Origin of the sequence: Streptomyces sp. L-9-10 (assembly GCF_004151105.1) — a bacterium.
Classification (GTDB): domain Bacteria; phylum Actinomycetota; class Actinomycetes; order Streptomycetales; family Streptomycetaceae; genus Streptomyces.
Genome location: NZ_PHRF01000121.1, coordinates 3,542 through 7,299 on the forward strand (window position 1 = coordinate 3,542; position 3,758 = coordinate 7,299).

Here is a 3,758-nt window from a genome sequence, read left to right on the forward strand (position 1 = left end):
CCCGGTGCGGGTACGCCTGGATCCGGGGCGTCCGGTGGTGGAGTGGTTGCAGGGGTTGCAGAGCGAGCAGGTCGAGGCCCGCCGCCACGACCACCTCCCCCTTAACCGCGTCCAGGCACTCAGCGAACTCCCCATGAACCAACCGCTCTTCGACAGCCTGGTCATCTTCGAGAACTATCCCGTCGACACCGACGCGGCCGACCGGCACGGTCTCAGCGTCAGCGAGGTCGGCTCGGTCGAGGCGACCAACTACCCGCTGAACCTGGCCGCGTTCACCGGCAAGCGCCTCGTACTGATCCTGCTCTTCGACCCCGACGTCTTCGACCGCGCCACCGTCGAGGGGCTGCGCGGCCAGCTCACGTTGCACGCAAGGAGCCTGGTCGACGTCACGGACGAGAAGATCGCCGACCTCGGCCTCGTCACCCCCGGCCGACGCAACGAGATCCTGCGGACCTGGGGCCGGGGCGCCCCCGGCGACAGCGGGCACACCCTCACCGAGATCTTCGCCGAACAGGTGGCGCGGGTCCCCGGCAACACCGCCCTGATCGTCGGTGACGAGCGGGTCTCCTACGCCGAACTGGACGCCCGCGCCAACCGCCTCGCCCATCACCTCGTCGAGCGAGGGGTACGGCCCGACTCCCGGGTCGGCGTCTGCCTCGGGCGCAGCGCCGAACTGTTCGTCGCGCTGCTGGCGGTGCTCAAGGCCGGCGGGGCGTACGTACCGCTGGACCCGGAGTACCCGGCCGACCGTCTCGCCTTCATGGTCTCCGACTCCGGAGCCGGGCTCGTGGTCACCGACAGCGCCTGCGCCGGGGCCCTCCCGCCCACCGACGCCGGACTGCTGCTGCTGGACGACGCCACCGAGCACGCCGCCGTCGCGGCCCGGCCGGGCCACGCGCCGGAGGTGACCGTACGGCCCGACAACCTCGCCCACGTCATCTACACCTCCGGCTCCACCGGCCGGCCCAAGGGCGCCGTACTCCCGCACCGCGGTGTGCTGCGCGTCGCCCGCGACCCCAAGCTGGCGATGACCGAACGCGATGTGGTCGGCCAGCTGGCCACCGTCTCCTTCGACGCCGGTACCCTGGAGATCTGGAGCGCCCTGCTCAACGGCGCCGCGCTGGCCGTCAGCCCCACCCGTGTGATGTCCGCGGCCGAGACCGGTGCGTTCCTGCACTCCCGCGGTGTCACCGCGATCTGGATCACCGCCGGACTGTTCCACGAGATCGTGGACAGCGATGTGCGGGTCTTCTCCGGACTGCGGCTGATCATGTCGGGCGGTGACACCCTCTCGCCCGCACACTGCGTCAAGGTGGTCGGGCAGCTGCCCGGAGTCCGCATGATCAACGGCTACGGGCCGACCGAGGGCACGGTCTTCACCTCGCTGTTCGTCGTCAACGACAACTATACGGGCACCGGCCCGATGCCGATCGGCACCCCCATCGCCGGCACCGGTGTGTACGTACTGGACGCCGCGCTGCGGCCGGTGCCGCCGGGGGTGGCCGGGGAGCTGTATCTGTCCGGCGACGGGATGGCGCGTGGCTATGTGAACCGGCCCCGGATCACCGCCGAGCGCTTCGTCGCCGACCCGTTCGGTCCTCCGGGCTCCCGGATGTACCGCTCCGGAGACCTGGTGCGCTGGCTGCCCGACGGCAACCTCGACTTCGTCTCCCGCACCGACTTCCAGGTCAAGATCCGCGGACAGCGCATCGAACTCGGCGAGATCGAGTCGGCCGCCGCCGGGTATCCCGGTGTCGCCCAGGCGCTGGTGCTGGCGCGCGAGGACATCCCGGGCAGCAAACGGCTGGTGGCCTACGTGGTGCCCGAGTCCGGTGCGCCGGCGCCCGAGCCGGACGAGGTGAAGAGCTTCATCGGCCGCTCGCTTCCCGCCTACATGGTCCCCGCCGCCGTACTCGTCCTGGACGTCTTCCCGCTCACCCCGAACGGCAAGGTCGACCGGCGGGCGCTGCCGTCACCCGAGGAGATGGCGGGGGAGGGCACCGAGGGTCTCGCCCCGCGCGACCCCGGCGAGGAGTTGGTGGCCGGCATCTGGGCCGAGGTGCTGGGCCTGGAGCGCGTCGGCGTCCTGGACAACTTCTTCGATCTGGGCGGCGATTCGATCCTGAGCATTCAGGTGATCTCCCGGGTCCGCGAGGTGTTCGCCGTCGATCTGCCGGCCCGCACGCTCTTCGACAACCCGACGGTCGCCGACCTGGCGTCGGCGGTCGAGTCCCAGGTGCTGGCGGAACTGGAGTAGCGCGCGCCGGCCCGCGGCCCGCGGCCGGAGCCGGCCCCGGCATCGGCGGTACGCGCCGTACGACCTCGTGGCACCCGTACGACCTCGTGGCACCCGTAGAGGAGAGAGACGCATGGACGCGGCATCACGCGAGAGCTGGATTCAGTCCCTGCCCGAGCACGTACGGGACAGGATGCGCTCACGGCTGGCCGGCGGCGACGACGGGAAGGCCCGGCCCGGCCGGATCACCCCGGCCGGCCGCGACCGCGACCTGCCGCTGTCGTTCGCCCAGCAACGGCTCTGGTTCCTTGACGAGTTCGAGCCGGGCAGCGCGGAGTACAACTCGTGCGCGGCGCTGCGGGTCACCGGCGACCTGGACGTCCCCGCGCTGGCCGCCGGGCTCTCGGCGCTGGTGGTGCGGCACGAATCGCTGCGCACCACCTTCGACGCGGTGGACGGACAGGGCGTACAGCTCATCGGTGAACCCTTCGCGGTGCCGGTGCCCGTCACCGAGGTGCCGCCCGCCCCCGGAGCCGAGCGGGACCTGATCGTCAGGAGCCTGCTCAGGGCCGAGGTGACACGGCCCTTCGATCTGCGCACAGGTCCGCTGCTCCGCGCGCTCCTGGTGAAGCCGGACGACACCACCCACATCCTCGTGCTGACGATGCATCACATCGTCACGGACGGCTGGTCGATGGGCATCCTGGAGCGCGAGCTGAGCGCGCTCTACGCCGCCGCCCTGCTGCCGGGACCGCGCGGGACCGCCGCCCTGCTGGAGCGCGCCGGGCTGACCCCACTGCCCCTGGCCTACGCGGACTTCGCCGTCTGGCAGCGCGAGCGGCTCACCGGCGGCGAGCTGGACCGTCAACTCGACTACTGGCGAGGGAAACTGGCGGCGCTGACACCACTGGACACCGCCACCGACCGGCCACGCCCCGCCGTACGCGGATACGCGGGCGCCGCGTACCCCTTCCGGTTCCCCGCCGGGCTCACCGAGCGGCTGACCACCCTCGCGCGCGGGCGCGGCGCGACCCTGTTCATGGCCGTGACCGCGCTCAGCCAGCTGCTGCTGTCCCGCCACTCCGGCCGCCGTGACATCGCCGTGGGCACCCCTGTCTCCGGACGCGACCGGGGAGAGGCGGAGCCGATCGTCGGCTTCTTCGTCAACACCCTGGTGCTGCGGTCGGACGTGGACGAACTCCGCACGTTCGGGGAGTTCCTGGACTCCGTACGGGAAACGGTGCTGGAGGCGTTCGCGCACGGCGAGGCGCCGTTCGAGCAGGTCGTGGACGCCCTCGTCACCGAGCGCGATCTGAGCCGTCCGCCCCTGGTGCAGGCGATGGTCGCGCTCCAGAACGCTCCCTCCGCGCCTCTGCGGCTGGACGGCGTGGAACTGGCCGAGGAGCCGCTGCCCCGTGATTTCGCGCTCTTCGATCTGACGTTCACGTACTGGGAGGAGGGTGGGGAGCTGCGGGGTTCGGTCGAATACAGCACGGATCTGTTCGACGCGTCCACGATCGAG

At 71.4% G+C, this 3,758-nt stretch carries 2 protein-coding genes; both read left to right on the top strand.

Features of this window, described 5'->3' with window-relative positions; all coding sequences use genetic code 11:
* Positions 1 to 2,257 (top strand): non-ribosomal peptide synthetase (locus tag CU044_RS28560; RefSeq protein ID WP_193564099.1); only part of this gene is annotated, 2,257 nt, incomplete at its 5' end.
* A gap of 112 nt (positions 2,258 to 2,369) precedes the next feature.
* The coding region (locus tag CU044_RS28565; RefSeq protein WP_240045899.1) for a condensation domain-containing protein at positions 2,370 to 3,758 on the top strand (1,389 nt) is incomplete at its 3' end.